The 16,262-nt window shown below is 61.6% G+C and carries 21 protein-coding genes and 1 tRNA gene; 13 read left to right on the top strand and 9 right to left on the bottom strand.

From position 1 onward, the window contains the following. The first annotated feature begins 11 nt into the window (after window positions 1-11). The 5 genes from HB778_RS33995 (at window position 12) to HB778_RS33980 (ending at window position 2,723) form a co-directional block, all read left to right on the top strand. Complete coding sequence (locus tag HB778_RS33995) at window positions 12-407, top strand: Mth938-like domain-containing protein (RefSeq protein WP_183460227.1); 396 nt, start codon at window positions 12-14, stop codon at window positions 405-407. Window position 408: 1 nt separating this feature from the next. After that, window positions 409-1,260 carry a phytoene/squalene synthase family protein gene (locus HB778_RS33990; protein WP_183460225.1) on the top strand — a complete coding sequence of 284 codons (852 nt, stop codon included), beginning with the start codon at window positions 409-411 and terminating at the stop codon, window positions 1,258-1,260. A gap of 79 nt (window positions 1,261-1,339) precedes the next feature. Continuing rightward, the gene (locus HB778_RS43185) at window positions 1,340-1,507 is read left to right on the top strand and encodes a hypothetical protein (RefSeq protein ID WP_348524655.1); all 168 of its coding nucleotides are present in this window, start codon (window positions 1,340-1,342) and stop codon (window positions 1,505-1,507) included. Further along, window positions 1,486-1,773 carry a hypothetical protein gene (locus HB778_RS33985; protein ID WP_348524654.1) on the top strand — a complete coding sequence of 96 codons (288 nt, stop codon included), beginning with the start codon at window positions 1,486-1,488 and terminating at the stop codon, window positions 1,771-1,773. The genes HB778_RS43185 and HB778_RS33985 overlap by 22 nt, the downstream gene beginning before the upstream one ends. Beyond that, window positions 1,773-2,723: a sterol desaturase family protein gene (locus HB778_RS33980; protein WP_183460223.1), complete on the top strand. Its 951-nt coding sequence runs from the start codon at window positions 1,773-1,775 to the stop codon at window positions 2,721-2,723. Before HB778_RS33985 ends, HB778_RS33980 begins: the two co-directional genes overlap by 1 nt. Before the next feature lie 9 nt (window positions 2,724-2,732). On the opposite strand, the gene HB778_RS33975 is transcribed toward HB778_RS33980, so the two are convergent. From HB778_RS33975 to HB778_RS33955, 5 genes are all read right to left on the bottom strand, one after another. Beyond that, window positions 2,733-2,945, bottom strand: coding sequence for a hypothetical protein (locus tag HB778_RS33975; RefSeq protein WP_183460221.1), 213 nt, complete (start codon window positions 2,943-2,945; stop codon window positions 2,733-2,735). A 419-nt stretch (window positions 2,946-3,364) separates the two neighbouring features. Continuing rightward, entirely contained in the window at window positions 3,365-3,928 is a 564-nt protein-coding gene (locus HB778_RS33970; protein WP_183460219.1) for a hypothetical protein, read from the bottom strand. A gap of 60 nt (window positions 3,929-3,988) precedes the next feature. Further along, window positions 3,989-5,413, bottom strand: a complete 1,425-nt coding sequence (gene trmFO / locus HB778_RS33965; RefSeq protein ID WP_183460217.1) for a methylenetetrahydrofolate--tRNA-(uracil(54)-C(5))-methyltransferase (FADH(2)-oxidizing) TrmFO — start codon at window positions 5,411-5,413, stop codon at window positions 3,989-3,991. A gap of 568 nt (window positions 5,414-5,981) precedes the next feature. Beyond that, complete coding sequence (locus HB778_RS33960) at window positions 5,982-6,122, bottom strand: DUF1127 domain-containing protein (RefSeq protein ID WP_019858543.1); 141 nt, start codon at window positions 6,120-6,122, stop codon at window positions 5,982-5,984. A 49-nt stretch (window positions 6,123-6,171) separates the two neighbouring features. After that, on the bottom strand, window positions 6,172-6,312 hold the full coding sequence (locus HB778_RS33955) for a DUF1127 domain-containing protein (protein ID WP_013531315.1): 141 nt from the start codon (window positions 6,310-6,312) through the stop codon (window positions 6,172-6,174). Window positions 6,313-6,547: 235 nt separating this feature from the next. On the opposite strand from HB778_RS33955, the gene HB778_RS33950 reads away from it, so the two are divergent. From HB778_RS33950 to HB778_RS33940, 3 genes are all read left to right on the top strand, one after another. Then, window positions 6,548-7,666 carry a DUF2157 domain-containing protein gene (locus tag HB778_RS33950; RefSeq protein ID WP_183460215.1) on the top strand — a complete coding sequence of 373 codons (1,119 nt, stop codon included), beginning with the start codon at window positions 6,548-6,550 and terminating at the stop codon, window positions 7,664-7,666. Continuing rightward, on the top strand, window positions 7,663-8,247 hold the full coding sequence (locus HB778_RS33945) for a GDYXXLXY domain-containing protein (protein WP_183460213.1): 585 nt from the start codon (window positions 7,663-7,665) through the stop codon (window positions 8,245-8,247). Before HB778_RS33950 ends, HB778_RS33945 begins: the two co-directional genes overlap by 4 nt. Window positions 8,248-8,410: 163 nt before the next feature. Next, window positions 8,411-8,821 carry a RidA family protein gene (locus HB778_RS33940; protein ID WP_183460212.1) on the top strand — a complete coding sequence of 137 codons (411 nt, stop codon included), beginning with the start codon at window positions 8,411-8,413 and terminating at the stop codon, window positions 8,819-8,821. 69 nt (window positions 8,822-8,890) lie between these two features. On the opposite strand, the gene HB778_RS33935 is transcribed toward HB778_RS33940, so the two are convergent. Next, window positions 8,891-8,973: transfer RNA gene (locus tag HB778_RS33935), tRNA-Leu, on the bottom strand. 395 nt (window positions 8,974-9,368) lie between these two features. Between HB778_RS33935 and tig the strand changes: the two genes are divergently transcribed. From tig to HB778_RS33910, 5 genes are all read left to right on the top strand, one after another. After that, on the top strand, window positions 9,369-10,853 hold the full coding sequence (gene tig, locus HB778_RS33930; protein WP_183460210.1) for a trigger factor: 1,485 nt from the start codon (window positions 9,369-9,371) through the stop codon (window positions 10,851-10,853). A gap of 164 nt (window positions 10,854-11,017) precedes the next feature. Further along, the gene (locus tag HB778_RS33925) at window positions 11,018-11,542 is read left to right on the top strand and encodes a hypothetical protein (protein ID WP_183460208.1); all 525 of its coding nucleotides are present in this window, start codon (window positions 11,018-11,020) and stop codon (window positions 11,540-11,542) included. 141 nt (window positions 11,543-11,683) lie between these two features. Further along, the gene (locus HB778_RS33920; RefSeq protein WP_183460206.1) at window positions 11,684-12,064 is read left to right on the top strand and encodes a c-type cytochrome; all 381 of its coding nucleotides are present in this window, start codon (window positions 11,684-11,686) and stop codon (window positions 12,062-12,064) included. Window positions 12,065-12,223: 159 nt separating this feature from the next. Next, the gene (locus tag HB778_RS33915) at window positions 12,224-13,162 is read left to right on the top strand and encodes a heme o synthase (RefSeq protein WP_183460204.1); all 939 of its coding nucleotides are present in this window, start codon (window positions 12,224-12,226) and stop codon (window positions 13,160-13,162) included. Between the two features lie 452 nt (window positions 13,163-13,614). Further along, on the top strand, window positions 13,615-14,433 hold the full coding sequence (locus HB778_RS33910; protein WP_183460202.1) for a DUF2189 domain-containing protein: 819 nt from the start codon (window positions 13,615-13,617) through the stop codon (window positions 14,431-14,433). Between the two features lie 55 nt (window positions 14,434-14,488). Here HB778_RS33910 and HB778_RS33905 read toward each other — a convergent pair whose 3' ends face one another. From HB778_RS33905 to HB778_RS33895, 3 genes are all read right to left on the bottom strand, one after another. Further along, window positions 14,489-14,962 carry an aminoacyl-tRNA deacylase gene (locus HB778_RS33905; protein ID WP_183460200.1) on the bottom strand — a complete coding sequence of 158 codons (474 nt, stop codon included), beginning with the start codon at window positions 14,960-14,962 and terminating at the stop codon, window positions 14,489-14,491. Window positions 14,963-15,138: 176 nt separating this feature from the next. Further along, window positions 15,139-15,531, bottom strand: coding sequence for a cytochrome C oxidase subunit IV family protein (locus tag HB778_RS33900; RefSeq protein WP_095199925.1), 393 nt, complete (start codon window positions 15,529-15,531; stop codon window positions 15,139-15,141). 9 nt (window positions 15,532-15,540) lie between these two features. Then, a complete protein-coding gene (locus tag HB778_RS33895; protein ID WP_183460198.1) occupies window positions 15,541-16,260 on the bottom strand; it encodes a heme-copper oxidase subunit III family protein in 720 nt (239 codons plus the stop codon). Window positions 16,261-16,262 lie beyond the last annotated feature (2 nt).

Genomic DNA, 16,262 nt, shown 5'->3' with positions numbered 1-16,262 from the left:
GGGGTGACAAAGTGGTGACCGGCAAAGGCATCGTCATCCGCGAGGCGCATTTCCCCGGCCGCGCGCCGATCGAGGCCTATGGCAATGGCGGTTTCCGCTTTGCCGACATGTCGCATCGCGGCTCGCTGCTGTGCCTGCCATCCGGAATTCATGGCTGGGAGCCGGCGGATACTTCAGCGTTGACGGTGGCGGATTTCGAAAAACTTCTGGCCGAAGCCGACAAGGTCGAGATCCTGCTGGTCGGCATGGGCAAGGATTTGCGGCCGTTGCCGGCGGCGCTGCGGCTGGCGTTGAAGGAGGCAGGCATCGCCTCCGACCCGATGTCGACGGGCGCCGCGGTGCGGACCTACAATGTGCTTCTGGCGGAAGACCGCGCCGTGGCTGCCGCGCTCATCGCCGTCGATTGATATGTATGAAAATGCCAAAATCGTCATGGACGCGGTGCGCGCCGCCGACCATGATCGGTATCTGACGGTGCTCTACGCGCCGGCCGAGAAGCGCGATGCGCTGTTTTCGCTCTACGCTTTCAATGCCGAAATTGCCGGCATCCGCGACCGCATTCACGAAGCTTTGCCGGGCGAGGTGCGGCTGCAATGGTGGCGTGACCTCATCGCCGCCGACTATGATGGCACAGGCATCGGCCATCCCGTTGCCGACGCGCTGAAGGCGACAATTTCCGCCCATCGCCTGCCGAAATTGGCCTTCGATAACATGCTCGAAGCGCGCATCTTCGATCTCTATGACGATCCGATGCCCTCGCGCACCGATCTGGAAGGCTATTGCGGCGAGACGGCGGCCGCGCTCATCCAGCTTGCGGCAATGATGCTCGATCCCTCCGAGGCGCCTCGCTTCGCCGAACTCGCCGGCAGGGCCGGCTGCGCGCAGGCCATGACCGGCCTCCTGCTTCTGCTGCCGCTGCACCGTAAGCGCGGGCAGTGTTTTGTCCCGGCCGAGATACTGGCGGCGGCGGGGTCGTCGCCCGAAGAGTTTGTTGCCGGCGATGGCAGGCCTGGAGCGCGGCGCGCCGTGGCGGCGATGATCGCGCTGGCGCGCGAACATCTTTTCGCTTTCGAGCAGGGCGCCGCAGGGCTGCCGGCATCGTTGCGACCGGCATTCCTGCCGCTGGCGCTGTCGCGCGCCTATCTCGACAAGATGGAAGGCTCGCGCCAATCACCGCTCGACGGCGTCGCGAGGCTGTCCGCCTTGCGCCGGCACTGGCTGCTGTTGCGGCGCGCGAGCAAGGGCTGGCTGGCACTTTGACGTAAACGTCAATCATGCTAAGGATTCGGCCGAGCTGGGAACTGTCGCCGAAGACGACAGGCCGGCCCGGAGGAAATCCATGAGCTTGCCCGTTCTGGTCGCGATCGTCGTCCTTGGCATTGCGCTGTCGGTTGCCGCGGTGCATTTCACCGGCGGCAGCAAGGCGGCCACACTGGCCAATCCGGATCAGGCGTTGCACCGTTTCGCCGAGGATTTTCGGATGAAGTGGCGCAAACAGTCCGCCTGACGGCGGACGCCAAGACGGCATTCCTGGACCTTGGGCGAGGGCGCACCGGCATCGTTCACAGCATCGGCGACTGCTTCTTGACGCGTATCGTCACGGCTGCGGACGTCTCGGTGTCCAGTTCCGAAGAGACGAACACAATTCTGATGCGGCTGAAGGACTTCACCTGGAAGGGCGGCCGCTTCCGCTTCGCCAATGCCGGCGATCTACAGGCCTTGCTTAACGCTCTTGAAGCACGCCAATCAGATGCCGCCAGCGAGGCCGCGTGATGGACAGCTATGATTTTCCGCAGGTCACCCAGCTCGCCATTCCGTTCTTCGTCGCCGCCATCCTGATCGAGCTCTGGCTGGTGCGCACCGGCCGCGCCAAGGGCTCGTTCGAGACACGCGACACGCTGACCAGCCTGATGATGGGCACCGGCAATGTCGTCGCCGGGCTGCTGCTTGGCGTCGTCTCCTACTGGGCGCTGCTGTGGCTTTGGCAGTTCCGTTTCTTCAATCTCGGCCTGTCGGTCTGGGTCTTCCTGGCCGCCTTCCTGCTCGATGATTTGCGCTACTATGTTTATCACCGCATCGCGCACCGGGTGCGTTGGGTGTGGGCCGAGCATGTCAACCATCATTCAAGCCAGCACTACAATCTATCGACGGCGCTCAGGCAAAGCTGGACCGGCCTGTTCACCTTCATGTTCGTGCTGCAGGCGCCTTTGGTGCTGCTCGGCTTCCATCCGGCGGTGATTGCCTTCACCTTCGGCTTCAATCTGGTCTGGCAGTTCTGGATCCACACCGAGACGATCGGCAAGATGTGGGGCTGGTTCGAATTCATCTTCAACACGCCCTCGCACCACCGCGTCCACCACGCCACCAATCCGCGCTATCTCGACGCCAATTATGCCGGCACGCTGATCATCTGGGACCGCATGTTCGGCACCTTCGTCGAAGAGCTGGAAGAGGACCGGCCGCGCTACGGCATCGTTAGGAATCTCGGCACCTTCAACCCGCTGAAAGTGGCGTTCCACGAATGGATCGGCATGTTCAGGGATGCCTTCGCGCCTGGACTGACTTTGGGCGAGCGTCTGAACTACCTGATCAAGCCGCCCGGCTGGAGCCATGACGGTTCGCGCGAGACCTCGGAGACACTGAAGGCGGCTTATGTGCGGAGAAATCCGTCAGAGGCGGGCAAGCCGGGCCTGCCGGGAGCGAGCGCGGAGCCGGCGGAGTAGCGTACGAGCCTAGTCGACGACCTTGATCCGCACCTTTGAGGTGTCAGGCAATTCGTTTAATTGGCGATGAAGATCGGCCATACCGATGAACTGCTCTGTGACCGGAATTACGAACATGTTCTCGACGTCAAATTTGCCCTCGGCGAAGACGGGCAGGATGGTGAAGTCGTAGCATTCTCCCGCCTTCGGCTTCTTGCCCGGCGGCGTGAAGACGTTCGACAAGCGGTGGCAGGAACCATTCGTCAACGCGATTGGCAGCAGTCCTGATCATCTCCTCAAAGTCCGTCCTGCTGTGAGCTACCTGCTCGACCAGGCCCGTCCCGGTGTCCAACCAATGAACCCCACTGTTCGGTCGTTCGACAAACAAGCCTCCCACCATTGAGCAGACAAGCGGCGTCCAAGGCTCTGGCAAAAGCCACGACCAGGCCTTCGCTGCCTTCTGCGCGACATCCGGTTCAAGTTGAAAAGCGATCTCTCGCCAAGTGATGTTCATTGGACTTCAAGCCACCACATCACCATTGTCTCGTGCCGCCACTTGCGAAATTCGGCTCTTCACCCGGTCTACTGCTTCGTCGAGCAAAACATCGGGCCTCTCGCGGGTCATGTGCGCCATGGCCGTCGTGACGGCCCGACCAGCCCGGTCAGCTGGCTTTGGGCTGTTGCGCGTTAGTGACGGGAACACCCCATGAAGGCAGGAGTCTATCGTTCGATGTTCGCACCAGCGAGTCATAGACGGCAAGGCTCTGCAGGCGCTGCGTTTCACTGCTGCACTGCTGGACGAAGCCACCCGCATACCATGTGCAACCGAGCCGTTCGCCCGGCAAGGCACCAGTCGCCCAATCCTTGACGATACCGTCGGGACCAACACGAAAATAGGCAAGCCGGTAGCGCGTGCCAACGCTTTCGCGCTGCATCAGGACCCCGGCATCCACATTCGTTCGCGTGGATTCCACGTTGTCGATATGTCGATAGACCGTATCGCCGTCCGCCAGGCGATACGCGCCGATCATCGGCCCGTAGATGGTCGCGCCTGCCAGGCCTTCGACAGACATCTGGCTTTGCGATGCAATCTGCGTGTAGGGCTTGCCTGTCGCATACCGCATGTAGTTGCGGTCGCCGAGCGACTGCAGCGCCTCCGGCGCTGTGGTACAGCCCGCGCAAGCAGACAAAATAACGAAGGCCAGCACAAATCTACCCGCAAACATGGATGGCCCCCGACGATGAGGGCCGCAAGCTAGCCCGCCGCCGCTTAAACGTAAATCCGTTTATTCCGCTGCCAGGGTCTGCGCCGGCAAGCCGAGCCATGCACGGCAGTCGGCCAACGCCCGTGCCGTCGTCGCCTTCTTCTTGGCAACCGATTTGTCCTTGCCGCGGAAGCGGCCCTCGAAACCGTCAGGACGCAATTTCGTGCCAGCCTCCAGCGGCGGGAACAGGCCGAAATTGACGTTCATCGGCTGGAAGGAGCGTTTTCCGGGTTCGTCCTCCGAGACAATGTGGCCGCCGGTGATGTGGTTGAGCAGCGCGCCGAAGGCCGTGGTCAGTGGCGGCAGCGACGGCGCGTGGCCGAGCCGCTCGGCGGCGGCGAAGCGGCCGGCGAGCAGGCCGATGGCAGCACTTTCGACATAGCCTTCGCAGCCGGTGATCTGGCCGGCGAAACGCAGACCGGGGCGCGACTTCAGCTGCAGCGAGGCATCAAGCAAGGTCGGCGAGTTGATGTAGGTGTTGCGGTGCAGGCCGCCGAGGCGGGCGAAGTCGGCGTTTTCCAGGCCCGGAATCGTGCGGAAAACCCGCACCTGCTCGGCATGCTTCAGCTTGGTCTGGAAGCCGACCATGTTGTAGAGCGTGCCCAGCGCATTGTCCTGCCGCAGCTGGACGACCGCATAGGCCTTGACGGTCGGATTGTGGGCATTGGTCAGCCCCATCGGCTTCATCGGACCATAGCGCAGCGTCTCGACGCCGCGTTCGGCCATGATCTCGATCGGCAGGCAGCCGTCGAAATAGGGCGTGCCTTCCCACTGCTTGAATTCGGTCTTCTGGCCGTCGATCAGCGCCTGCACGAAGGCAACGTACTGCTCCTTGTCCATCGGACAGTTGATGTAGTCCTTGCCGGTGCCACCGGGCCCGACCTTGTCGTAGCGCGACTGGAACCAGCAGGTGTCCATGTCGATCGTGTCGAAATGGATGATCGGTGCAATGGCGTCGAAGAAGGCCAGCGCATCGGCGCCGGTCGCTTCGGCGATCGACTGGGCAAGGGATGGCGCGGTCAGCGGACCCGTGGCGATGATTGCCTGGTCCCAGTCCGCCGGCGGCAGGCCGGGAACTTCCTCGCGCCGGATGGTGATCAGCGGGTGCGCTTCGAGCTTTTTCGTGACGGCGTCGGAGAAACCGTCGCGGTCGACGGCCAACGCGCCGCCGGCCGGCACCTGGTTGGCGTCGCCGGCGCTCATGATCAGCGAGCCGGCCAGCCGCATTTCGGCGTGCAGCAGGCCGACCGCGTTGTTCTCGGCGTCGTCGGAGCGGAAGGAGTTGGAACAGACCAGCTCGGCCAGGCCATCGGTCTTGTGCGCGTCCGTGCCGCGAACCGGGCGCATTTCATGCAGCACCACGGGAACGCCGGCTTGCGCGGCCTGCCATGCGGCTTCGGAACCGGCGAGACCGCCGCCGATGATATGGATGGGATTTTTGCTCATGAGCGCCGGAATAATCGCTTGGGGCGGCGATTGCAATTGCCGTGCTTGGTGCGGGCAAACCGCAGATGGCGAAACCAGGCGCTGAATACAACAACACCCGCCGGGGGAGGAGGTCCGGCGGGTGTCGTTTTGGGGGTCGATCCTCGGGAGGAGGTGAAGATCGACCGTATTCGTCATCGCCGGGGAGGAGGTCGGCTTTGACGAAATCTCTTTCGCGTTTTGAAAAGGGGCGAAACCCTTTGGAGCAAAATTCGTTTTGCTCCGGGGAAACAACGCCCGCCGCGGGAGGAGGTGCGGCGGGCGCCGTTTGGTTGGCCAACCCTCGGGAGGAGGTGAAGGTCGGGCCTATTCGTCATCGCCGGGGAGGAGGTCGGCTTTGACGAAATCTCTTTCGCGTTTTGAAAAGGGGCGAAACCCTTTGGAGCAAAATTCGTTCTGCTCCGGGGAACAGCGCCCGCCGCGGGAGGAGGTGCGGCGGGCGCCGTTTTGGTGGTCAACCCTCGGGAGGAGGATAAGGGCTGACCGTTCGCTGGAGGTCGGGGAGGAGGTCGACCCCAGCGAAATTCCGTTAGATCGCCCGGCGGGCGATGATCTTGATTTCGTCGCGGACGATACCGAGATCATGCAGCTGGCGGTTCGAAAGGCGACCCAGCTCGGTAACCGTCTCGCGATAAACGCGCCAGTTACGATAGTTGCGGATCAGGTTCATTGTCGTTCTCTTTTCAGAAACTTGTTCGGACCATTCGCGGTCCGAAGAATTAGACCGCCTTGCGAGCGACGTAAGGAATGTCGCTGCGGCTGATGCCGAGGTCGGTCAGTTCACGGTTGCTCAGGCGGCTCAGCTCGGACACGGTGTCCCTGTAGCGGCGCCAGTTGCGGTAGTTGCGGATCAGGTTCATGGTAGTTCTCGTTTCGTCTTTCTTGCGGATCATTCCGTTTGTGTACGAACCATAAATAGGCGGGCTCATATCGATTTAAAAGCGCTATGGCTGCATGGCAGCAATGCAAATTGTGCAATGCAACATTAACGCGCCTTCACGGACCTGACACAAAGAAGCCAGAATCGGAAAGTGCCGTGACGTCAACGGTTTGGCTGGTTCGGCTGAAAAAACGACCTAGCGGGGGAGGCAGGACATGGCGGGCTACTCGACACGGGTCAGGTCCGATATCGCGCGGTGGCTTCAGGCAGGCCTGATCGATGCCGCGACAGCCGATGCCCTAACGCGTGATGTCGAGGCCAATGCGCGCAAATCACTGAGCTTCGGTTCGATCCTGGCGATGATGGCGGCCCTGCTGTTTGGCGCGGCCATCCTGATCTTCGTCGCCGCCAACTGGGAAGCGATCCCGCGGCTGGCGCGGGTGGCTGCTCTGTTTGCCATCATCCTTGGCGGCTATGTCGGCGGCGCGGTGCTGAAGACGCGCGACCATGCGGCGATCGGCGAAGCGCTGTGGATCGTGGCTGCCGCTGCTTTCGGCGGTTCGATCGCGCTGATCGGCCAGATGTACCATTTGTCCGGCGACGAGGCGTCCGCGCTGGTCACCTGGGGCGCCGGCACGGCGTTGGCGGCGGTCGCGCTGCGGTCGAACCCGCTGAACGTCGCAGCGGTCGGTATCGCCGACGCCTGGCTGTTCCTGAAAGGGTTCGATTATTACAGCCGCAGCGCGTTTCCGCATGCCTTCGTCGTCATGGCGATCGTGCTGTTCGCCGTCTCGTTCTGGACCCGCAGCCAGGCCGCGCGGCACCTGATCATTCTCTCACTGCTCTTCTATCTCGTGCTGCTGGCCGGAAATCACGGGACGCTGCCGGTGGCGATCCCCCTGGTAGTTGTCTCTGTCGTGCTCTTCGCGGCTTCTGTCTTCGCACCGGAACCGGTCGACAGGATCGTGCAGCTTGGCGGCCGCTTGCCCCTGCACGCGCTGCTCGGCTTCCTCACTGGCCTGGCCATCATCCAGTTCGAACTGGCCGACGAAAGCACCTACAACAGCGGTTTCACCATCGCCTCGGTCGCAGCACTCGCCGGCATCGTCGCCGCAATCGTGCTGGCTGGGCGTGAAAGCCGCGGGTTGCGCTGGCTTGCCTATCTCGGCTTCGCCTTCGAACTCGCCATGATCTATGTCGTGACCTTGCAGTCGATGCTCGACACGGCCGGCTTCTTCCTTGCCGCCGCGGTGCTGCTCGGCATCCTTGCCATCATCATCATCCGCGTCGAAAAACGTATGAAGGGTCCGGCAACGGGAGGAGCCACGGCATGATGACCGGAAAAAGGCTTGTTATCTCGGCGCTGGTGTTGGCGCTGGTCCAGATAGGGTTCCTGAGCTGGATCATCGCCGGCCGGGCGGCGATCCTGCGCAGCGGCAAGGAAGTGCTGTTGAAGATCGAACCCGTCGATCCGCGCGACCTGCTGCGCGGCGACTACATCATCCTCCGCTACGATATTTCCCGCATACCGGTGAAGATGATCGCCAACATTCCCGCCGGCAAATTCTCCAGTGACGACACCTCGATTGTCGTCCGGCTGAAGAAGGGCGCCGATGGCTATTGGACGCCGACCACCGCCTGGTTCGGCAAGGCGCCGACGCCGGCCGCCGCGGATGAGGCCGATATTGCCGGCCATGTCGCGGCGGGCTGGGATCTGCGCAGCGAGGGGATGACGATCGCGCCGGACTACGGCATCGAACGCTTTTACCTGCCGGAGGGCAAGGGGATGGCGATCCAGGACGACATGCGGGTGCGTCCGTTCGGGATAAGGCTTGCGCTCGCCAGCGACGGCACCGCGCAGATCAAGGCGCTGGTCGATGGCGACAAGACGCTGTTCGAGGAGCCGCTGTATTAGGCTGCATACTCATGATCGACGCGCCGGCGCTGGCGTGTCGCCCTGGAAGATTTCGCACGGGGCCATGCCGCAGATCGCCACGCGCACCGCCGCTCTCGCTGTGTGCCAGAGACGCGGTGATCACCAAAGTCGATTTCAGTCGAACGAAGCAGGAGATTGTTCAGTGCCGCTCGAACTCATCAACCCCGATGATCTGCCAGTTCCAGAGATGTACACCCAGGTTGTCGTCGCGACGGGAACCAAGCTGTTGTTCGTCTCAGGTCAGCAGCCCGAGGACATACATGGCAAGCTGGTTGGACATGGTGATTTTGCGGCGCAAGCGCGCCTGGCATTCGGCAATCTCGGTCGAGCGCTCAATGCGGCAGGCGCACGGCCTGAGCACGTTTGCAAGATCACGATCTACATTGTCGATTACAGGCGCGACGAACACGTTCCGATCATCGAAGAAGCGCAAATCTCGCTTTTTGGAGATCACAAACCAGCCAATGTGGTGGTCGGCGTAGCGATAATGTCCCCAGGCTACCTCATAGAGGTCGACGCGATAGCGGTCATCGACGAGGCCATCAGAAGCTAGCGTCGGAGGACGCCCTTTACATCTAACGATTTCGGGTGGCCTGCCACCCGAAGCTCGCAGAGCGAAGGGTGGTGCGGGTAGAGGGACTCGAACCCCCACGATCTCTCGCCAGAACCTAAATCTGGTGCGTCTACCAGTTCCGCCATACCCGCGTTGCCCGGCAATCCCATGTAGCCATCATTCTGTCAATGTCAGGTTCAAGATGTTGGGTCAGGTCCAAAATGCCGGTGAGGGCCAAAGTGTCGGGTCAGGGCCGAAACGTTGGTTATTCGCCTAAGCGCGAAGACTGTTGAAAATTAGCCTCGCCTGTGACAAAAGGCGTGTCAAATGTGACGGGACGCGACGATCCGCTTCTACAAAATGTGATAAGAAGTAGGAAAAACAAGAACTTATTCACATTTTGGAACGCAGTTTGGGAGAGTTTGAGCCGTAATTTCGGTCAAATCGCCAGGTTCCGTACCAAAAGCCATTCCCGGCAAGATTATACCGGCAGGCTGTAAACGGCAGAGGCCGTGGCAGTCTCATTGGTGAAAACAAAGGTTTTACGATGCAGGTCACCGAAACGCTCAACTCCGGTCTCAAGCGCGAGATCAAGATCACCGTGCCGGCCGGTGACATGGAAGCCAAGCTGATGGCGCGGCTGTCGGACGCCCGCAACAAGGTTCGCATCAACGGCTTCCGGCCGGGCAAGGTGCCGGTGCAGCACCTGCGCAAGGTCTATGGCAAGTCGTTCATGGCCGAAGTGGTCAACGAGATCCTCAACGATTCGACCCGTTCGATCATCACCGGCCGCGGCGAAAAGGCCGCCATGCAGCCCGAAGTCATCATGACCGAGGACGAGAAGGAAGCCGAGAAGATCCTGGCCGGCGGCACCGATTTCGAATTCCGCCTCAACTACGAGATCATTCCGGCGATCGAGATCAAGGATTTCTCCGACATCAAGGTGACGCGCCAGGTGTTCGACGTGCCGGACGCCGAGATCGACGACCAGGTCAAGCGTGTCGCCGAATCGGCGCGCAGCTATGAGCCGAAGACCGGCAAGGCCGCCGAAGGCGACCGCGTCAGCATCGACTATGTCGGCAAGATCGACGGCGAGGCCTTTGCCGGCGGCGCTGGCACCGATCAGCCGCTGGTGCTGGGCTCCAAGGAGTTCATTCCGGGCTTCGAGGACCAGCTTATCGGCTCCAAGGCCGGCGACGAGAAGCAGGTCACCGTGACCTTCCCGGAAAACTACCAGGCGGCGCATCTGGCCGGCAAGGAAGCCACCTTCGACGTCACCGTCAAGGAAGTGTCGAAGCCCGGCGACCTGGAAATCAACGACGAGACCGCCAAGAACCTTGGCCTGGAATCGCTGGAGCGCCTGCGTGAGATCGTGCGCGGCCAGATCGAGAACCAGTTCGGCTCGATGACGCGCCAGAAGGTCAAGCGCCAGCTGCTCGACCAGCTGGATGCGGCCTATTCGTTCGAGGCGCCGTCGAAGCTCATCGACGCCGAGTTCAACAACATCTGGGCGCAGGTCAACCGTGACCTGGAAGCCGCCGGCCGTACCTTCGCCGACGAAGAGACGACCGAAGAAGAAGCCCGCGCCGAATATCTGCGTCTTGCCGAGCGCCGCGTGCGCCTCGGCCTGGTGCTGGCCGAGATCGGCGAGAAGGCCGGTGTCACGGTATCGGACGAGGAATTGCAGCGCGGCCTGTTCGAGCAGGTTCGCCGCTTCCCGGCCAACCAGCAGCAGGAAGCATTCGAGTTCTACCGCAACAATCCCGAGGCGCTGAACGCGCTGCGAGCGCCGATGTTCGAGGAGAAGGTGGTCGATCACCTGCTCGGCCAGATCTCGGTCACCGACGTCAAGGTCAGCAAGGAAGAGCTGATGGCCGACGACGAGGAAGCGGAAACCACGACCAAGGCGAAGCCCGCCAAGAAGGCCGCGGCCAAGAAGGCTGAGGCCAAGGCGAGCGAGGCCGGCGACGAGGCAGAAGAGCCGAAGAAGAAGGCGGCGCCGAAGAAAAAGGCTGCCAAGGACGCTGAATAAGTTTCTCGTACTTGATGGAATCGACGAAGGCCGCCCTCGGGGCGGCCTTTTCGTTGCGAAACTGCAACAGCCGATTCGCTTCGCGGTAGGTGGCACTTGGCTAAACCAAGCGCTAATCACTATCTGCGCTGTTGCTGCAAACCGTGTGGTTCCTGGAGGGGGCGTTGAGCCTATTCTTCGAAACGGGGCGTACCGTCGCCTTGGCGCTTGTTCTGGCCTTCGCCTGTGATCTCACGCAAGCCGACGCGCTTGCGGGCGACTGGCGCTTCGGCACGGACGACGATGGCCTTGTCACCGCTTCGCTTCACGGCACCAACAAGCTGATCACGGGCGGCGGTGCCTTGAGTTATAGCCCGGTGCTGACCATCGCCTGCCGGGCAGACGGCGAACCGCGCTGGACCGAATGGCTGCAATTGAATGACAAGGTTTCGGCCAGCCGCAAGATCACCATGTCGGTCTCCGTCGACGGCGGCGGCAAGTTCGACGAGAGTTGGTCGGTCGGGTCTCGCGGCCGAATGCTGGTGCGCGACGGCGCCGACGGCATCAAGCGCCTTGTTCCCGCAAGCCGGCTGTCGCTTTCCTGGCGGTTCGGATTGTTGTCAGGCCGTGGCCAGGCGGATTTCGACCTTGCCGGGCTCGAAGAGGCGGTCGAGCAGATCGCCGGAACCTGCCGGACCGCTCCTCCATGAGCGCGTCTGGTTACTAAACCTCCGCAATGTTTGGCTTTTTCTACCCGCCGCCTGGATTCCATGGTATGTAAGTACTGCAATTCCACCGGGGAGAGATATTCGATCGTCCGAGGCATAAATGGCGATCAGGGAGGGAATGCCATGCGCGCTATAGCGTTTTTCGCTGCGGTCTCCGTTACGATCTTCATCGCGCATCCGTCGCGGGCACAGGATGCCGCGGCTGGTGAGAAGGTCTTCACCAAATGCCAAGTCTGCCACATTGCAAACGAGGACAAGAACAAGATCGGTCCATCGCTGCACGGCGTCATCGGCCGCACGGCCGGTACGCATCCGGATTTTAAATATTCCGATGCCATGATTGCGGCAGGCAAATCCGGCGTCAAATGGGACGAGCCAACGCTGACGACCTACCTTCACGATCCCAGGGCCATGGTCAAAGGCACCAAGATGACGTTTCCCGGCCTCAAGAACGATGCAGACGTGGCCAACGTCATTGCCTATCTGAAAACGTTCTCCAAGTGACCTGGCTCCTCCGCCATTCGTCTAACACCTTGTTTTACCGTGATCTTATTGGAATCAAAGGGACAGCGTAAGCAAAAACAGGGTTCGGTTTTCGCCCGCGTGGGCGTTCAGTTCGGGACCATGGCCTAGCTTGCCTGCTTCCATCGGTGGTCGCCTGCAATGTCGACTAAGGAAAGCCACCTCGGGGACAACACCGGCGTCCGTCTCTCGGAAGCGATGGCCGCCGATTTCTTCGCGCTGCTGAAGCCGCGCGTCATGGCGCTCGCCATCTTCACCGCTTTCGTCGGCCTGATGGTGGCTCCCGTTGCGATGAATCCGATCATCGCCGTGATCGCCATCGGTGCGATTGCGATCGGGGCAGGGGCGGCCGGGGCTCTCAACATGTGGTATGACGCTGACATCGACGCGCTGATGTCGCGGACGTCAAAGCGGCCGGTTCCGTCCGGCCGTGTCATGCCAGGCGAGGCGCTCGGCTTCGGCCTCGTGCTTGCCGGTCTTTCGGTCATGACGCTCGGCTTGTTGGTTGGATGGCTCGCCGCATCGCTGCTGGCCTTCACCATCTTCTTCTACGTCGTCATCTACACGATGTGGCTGAAACGCTCGACGCCGCAGAACATAGTCATTGGCGGTGCCGCCGGCGCTCTTCCTCCTGTCATTGGCTGGGCGGCCGCAACTGGCGCTGTCGGCGTTGAAAGCCTCATCCTGTTTCTGATCATCTTTCTGTGGACGCCACCACATTTCTGGGCGCTGGCGCTGTTTAAGGTCGGCGACTACGCCGCCGCCGGGATTCCAATGATGCCGAATGTGGCCGGCCCGGCTTCGACGAAGAAGCAGATCCTCGCCTATGCGCTGCTTCTGGCGCCGGCCGGCGTGCTGCCTTGGGCCTTCGGATTCGCCAGCGGTTACTACGGAATTGTCTCGGCCGTATTGGGCGCCGGTTTTATCTGGCACGCCTGGAAGGTCCTGGCCGCTGCCGAAAAGGAACTGAAGCCCGCCAAGGCGCTGTTTGCCTACTCGATCATCTATCTTTTCGCGATCTTCGCCGCGCTGCTTGCCGACACCGTCATTATGCGCGCGCTGGTTTCAGCCGGCGCTTGAACGGTTGGCAAGTGCCATGCTGAAGACCGCACGCTGATCCGTCACGATGGCAGCGCGCAAAATCCAAGCAGCAGCAGAATGACTATGCCGAGGCCAAGTATGAGAACCGTCCTTGCGTCCATGACCTTCACCTTCGATCTGGCGCATGGCTGCGAAAACCGGGACCGATTTTCGCTTGGCTGACCTCCGGCCGGGAGATCATGCGCCAATCAAAGTGCCTGCAGCGTCCCGGGCGCGCCAAAAGGGGCGCGCGGCACTGTATGAGAATATCGAAGAAAGACTTCCGGGGCCAGCGTCCCGCCCGCCGCCACCAACTCCCTACCAACAAGGCGACAAGTCCGGCACAAGAGAGTATGCTGGGGACAGTGCAGGTCGCGTTTGCGTGGCCAGCCATGCACATCGGTGGCACCGTGAACCCCCGACCTTGCCGGACCTGATCTGGAGGAACGGTTATGGCGAGCTTTCACGTGATTGCAGGTGCCAGCGAGACGCTGGAGCATACGAGAATTCGAAAGATCGGTGTTTCCGACCTTTTCGACGCACTCAGGCGCGGCGTCGATGATTTCATGGTCAAGCCCTCGCATATTGTCTTTCTCTGCCTGATCTACCCGCTCGTCGGCGTCGTGCTCGCCGCCTGGACATCGGGCGCCAATGCGCTGCCCTTGCTGTTTCCGCTGGTGTCCGGCTTTGCGTTGATCGGCCCGTTCGCGGCGATCGGCCTCTATGAGATCAGCCGCAGGCGGGAGGCCGGGCTCGATACGTCCTGGCGGCATGCTTTCGAGGTCAGGAATTCCCCGGCTTTGCCGGCGATCGCGGCTGTCGGGATCATGCTGTTTTCAATCTTCATCGCGTGGCTCCTGACTGCGCAGATGTTCTACCAATATCTGTTTGGCCCAGCCCCGCCGGAATCGATATCCGGTTTCATCAATCAGATATTCGCCACCGGGCGCGGCTGGACGCTGATCATTATCGGGCACGCCATCGGCTTCGTCTTCGCCGTCGTGGTGTTGTGCACGACGGTGGTTGCTTTCCCGCTGCTGCTCGACCGCGATGTGGGCGCCTACGAGGCCATCCACACCTCGGTGCGGGCGGTTATGGCGAACCCGATCACCATGGCTGTCTGGGGATTGATCGTCGCTGTCGCGCTGATCATCGGCTCCGTGCCGGTGTTCGCGGGACTGGCGGTCGTGCTGCCGATCCTCGGTCACGCCACCTGGCATGTCTACCGCAAGGTCGTAGAGCCGCCGGCCTCCGCCAGACCGGCAAACTGAGCCGTTCCAGCTTTTGTCGCGTCGGCGAGGGCGCGCCGGCGCGACAGGATCAGGTTCAGTAGGCAGCGTGGCTGAAGCGGGCCTGGCGTGCATCCCTGGTCAGGTTGCGGAAGTCCTTGCCGCTTACATGCACCAGCGTCCGGTGGTCGCCGCCCTCGAAATAGATGTCGGCGGCGTTGCCGAGGCTTTCATCGAGGATCACCGGCACATCGTAGGCCGCGCCGATCGGTGGGACGGCGCCGATGTCGCAATCGCCGAAGAGGGAAACCACCTCATCTTCGGAGGCGAGGCCGAGGCGTCTGTCCATGAGGTCCTGCAACCTGCCGAGCTCGATCCTGTGCGTGCTTGGAACCACGGCCAGCGCATAGCCGAGTTCGTGGTGAACGACCACTGACTTAGCCATGATGCTGCCGGGCACATGTGCGGCTATTGCCGACTGCCTGCTGGTGGATGTGCGATGGTGCGGGACGGTGTCGTAGGAAATTCCCTTGCCGTCGATAAATTCCCTAAGTCTGTTTGCGATGGTCATTTTTGGCGTCCCTCTTGCTTGAGTTTGCGACGCATGCGGAAACGAGGGCAATTCGTTCCTCCTGTCGTTTCCGGTACCAGGAGAAATGCACCAGCGGCCGCTTGTTTCAAGGCCGCCGACTGGCAGCGGCGCGGGCTTTCCGGCTGCGGTTGTCGCCGGCCGACCCGGAGTGCGGGTCAGGGGCCAGCGCCGAAAAACGTCATCCGGGTCAAAAGCGTGTAATCGGCCTCGAAGAGCATCATCGCCACGAACACAAGCACCAGGATCGGCGGCAGGATGATCGCATAGGCGAGCGCCAGCCGTTCCCAGGCCATATGCATGAAGACAGCGACAATCAGCCCAGCCTTGAGGATCATGAAGATCAGGATCAGCGACCATCTGAGATAGCCGTGCAGGCCGAAATAATCGACCAGATAGGAGCAGGTGCTGAGGATGAACAGCCACGCCCAGACCACCAGGTAGAGCTTGATCGGGTGTTCCTGGTGAACTTCGGCATGGGCGGCCGCCACCGGCGCATCATGTGCGTGAAGTGCGTGTTGCCCGAGGCCGTTTGCGGTTGCTTCAGCCATATCTGCCTCTCACCAAAGATAGAAGAAAGCGAAGATGAACACCCAGACCAGATCGACGAAATGCCAGTAGAGCCCCATGATCTCGACGTTCTCGTAACGGCCCTTGCGGCTGGTGAAGAAGCCGGCCCGCCCGGTGTCATAATCTCCGCGCCAGACTTTGCGCGCCACGATGATCAGGAAGATCACCCCGATCGTCACATGCGTGCCGTGGAAGCCGGTGATCATGAAGAAGCATGAACCGAACTGCGCCGCGCCCCAGGGGTTGCCCCAGGGCCGTACCCCTTCGGTGATCAGCTTGGTCCATTCGAAGGCTTGCATGCCGACGAAGGTCGCGCCCAACGCAGCCGTCAGAAGCATCAGGATCGCGGTTTTGCGGCGGTCGCGGCGATAGCCGAAATTCACCGCCATCGCCATGGTTCCGCTGCTCGAGATCAGCACGAAGGTCATGATGGCGATCAGGATCAGGGGGATTTCCTGGCCGCCGATGCGCAGCGCGAAGACCTCGCTCGGGTTTGGCCACGGCACGCGCGTGGAGATGCGCGCGGTCATATAGGAGAGTAGGAAGCAGCCGAAGATGAAGGTGTCGCTGAGCAGGAAAATCCACATCATGGCCTTGCCCCAGGACACGTTCTTGAACGCGCGCTGGTCGGAGGCCCAGTCGGCGGCAATGCCATGCCAGCCAGCTGGTCTTGGCCTCATTTGGCCGGTGTGCGTCACTGTCTCAGCCATCC

Origin of the sequence: Mesorhizobium huakuii (genome assembly GCF_014189455.1) — a bacterium.
GTDB classification, from domain to species: domain Bacteria; phylum Pseudomonadota; class Alphaproteobacteria; order Rhizobiales; family Rhizobiaceae; genus Mesorhizobium; species Mesorhizobium huakuii_A.
Note: the sequence above shows the minus strand (reverse complement) of the source record. Positions and strands in the feature narration are given on the sequence as shown.

Bases quoted from the DNA above. Each gene is read 5' to 3' on its own strand.
- HB778_RS33920 (WP_183460206.1), top strand. From the start codon at position 11,684: ATGCGCGCTATAGCGTTTTTCGCTGCGGTCTCCGTTACGATCTTCATC.
- HB778_RS33950 (WP_183460215.1), top strand. From the start codon at position 6,548: ATGGCGGGCTACTCGACACGGGTCAGGTCCGATATCGCGCGGTGGCTT.
- HB778_RS33905 (WP_183460200.1), bottom strand. From the start codon at position 14,962: ATGACCATCGCAAACAGACTTAGGGAATTTATCGACGGCAAGGGAATT.
- HB778_RS43185 (WP_348524655.1), top strand. From the start codon at position 1,340: ATGAGCTTGCCCGTTCTGGTCGCGATCGTCGTCCTTGGCATTGCGCTG.
- HB778_RS33980 (WP_183460223.1), top strand. From the start codon at position 1,773: ATGGACAGCTATGATTTTCCGCAGGTCACCCAGCTCGCCATTCCGTTC.
- HB778_RS33990 (WP_183460225.1), top strand. From the start codon at position 409: ATGTATGAAAATGCCAAAATCGTCATGGACGCGGTGCGCGCCGCCGAC.
- HB778_RS33895 (WP_183460198.1), bottom strand. From the start codon at position 16,260: ATGGCTGAGACAGTGACGCACACCGGCCAAATGAGGCCAAGACCAGCT.
- HB778_RS33970 (WP_183460219.1), bottom strand. From the start codon at position 3,928: ATGTTTGCGGGTAGATTTGTGCTGGCCTTCGTTATTTTGTCTGCTTGC.
- tig (WP_183460210.1), top strand. From the start codon at position 9,369: ATGCAGGTCACCGAAACGCTCAACTCCGGTCTCAAGCGCGAGATCAAG.
- HB778_RS33960 (WP_019858543.1), bottom strand. From the start codon at position 6,122: ATGAACCTGATCCGCAACTATCGTAACTGGCGCGTTTATCGCGAGACG.
- HB778_RS33910 (WP_183460202.1), top strand. From the start codon at position 13,615: ATGGCGAGCTTTCACGTGATTGCAGGTGCCAGCGAGACGCTGGAGCAT.
- HB778_RS33955 (WP_013531315.1), bottom strand. From the start codon at position 6,312: ATGAACCTGATCCGCAACTACCGCAACTGGCGCCGCTACAGGGACACC.
- HB778_RS33915 (WP_183460204.1), top strand. From the start codon at position 12,224: ATGTCGACTAAGGAAAGCCACCTCGGGGACAACACCGGCGTCCGTCTC.
- HB778_RS33900 (WP_095199925.1), bottom strand. From the start codon at position 15,531: ATGGCTGAAGCAACCGCAAACGGCCTCGGGCAACACGCACTTCACGCA.
- trmFO (WP_183460217.1), bottom strand. From the start codon at position 5,413: ATGAGCAAAAATCCCATCCATATCATCGGCGGCGGTCTCGCCGGTTCC.
- HB778_RS33945 (WP_183460213.1), top strand. From the start codon at position 7,663: ATGATGACCGGAAAAAGGCTTGTTATCTCGGCGCTGGTGTTGGCGCTG.